The sequence below is a fragment of the Psychroflexus aurantiacus genome, assembly GCF_010820555.1.
GTDB classification, from domain to species: Bacteria; Bacteroidota; Bacteroidia; order Flavobacteriales; family Flavobacteriaceae; genus Psychroflexus; species Psychroflexus aurantiacus.
Window position 1 is genome coordinate 1 of sequence record NZ_JAAIKD010000027.1, and the last position, 935, is coordinate 935.

At 44.2% G+C, this 935-nt stretch carries 1 protein-coding gene; it reads right to left on the reverse strand.

The window, feature by feature from the left end:
* Positions 1-935, reverse strand: a 935-nt coding sequence (locus tag G3567_RS13180; protein ID WP_164005783.1) for a LamG domain-containing protein, incomplete at both ends; no start/stop codon positions are given.

The following is a 935-nucleotide window of genomic DNA, read 5'->3' on the forward strand; positions in this document are numbered from 1 at the left end:
CCCCCGGCACCCCAGATCTTCACTTTAAGATGAGAGGCTCCTGTAGGTATAGTATAGACCTGATCACTACCTGTGTAACTAAAGACATCTGTTTGCTTATCAATACCGCATTCATCTTCATTTAAAATACCGTCATTGTCAGCGTCTAAATCCAGAATATCGGCTATCCCGTCACCATCCGTATCTTTACAAATTGAAGTGTTATCATCAATTACAGCGCTATAGCCCGACCCATTATATTCTGCGCCAACAACCAGTCCATCGGCATCTACAGTCGGTGCACCGGCACCATAAACCCCGCCATCTCCGCCATCAGCGCCTAGATTGTTGTAGTACTCATTGGCATCGGAGCAGCCATCATCATCGGAATCCAGATCCAGATGGTTTGAAATGCCGTCGCCGTCTGTATCTAGAAACAAAGTGGCTTCATTTCGAATTCTGCTAAGCGACCAGGCCGTAGTATTATCATACCTGGCTGCATCCATCAATCCTGAGTAATTTTCAACCGGTACTCCATCATCAACTGCTGATGAACCATTACCTATGGTTCCACCAACGCCTCCAGGGTCCCCATGTGCCGGGACTGTATTATAATCTGCTTGTATTGAATTTGAAACCCCATCTAAGTAAACCGTTAATGTTCCATTATCAAATGTGGCTGCTACATGATGCCACTTGTTGTCCACCGTTAAAGCATCTCCCACAGTAACATCAATCTGATTGAAACTAGAACTAGCCGCCCGTGTGGTGTAAGTTAATAAGCCATCATTAAGCCATAAAGCAGATCCGTTACTATTACCTCCTTCTTCATAAATAATTCGATTTCCGCTTACATTATCCGGTTTAATCCAGGCCGAAAAACTGATCTGGCTATAAGCACTTTCCATAAAGCCACCATCTACACTATATCTTATTTCCTGATTCGTCCCGTTGAA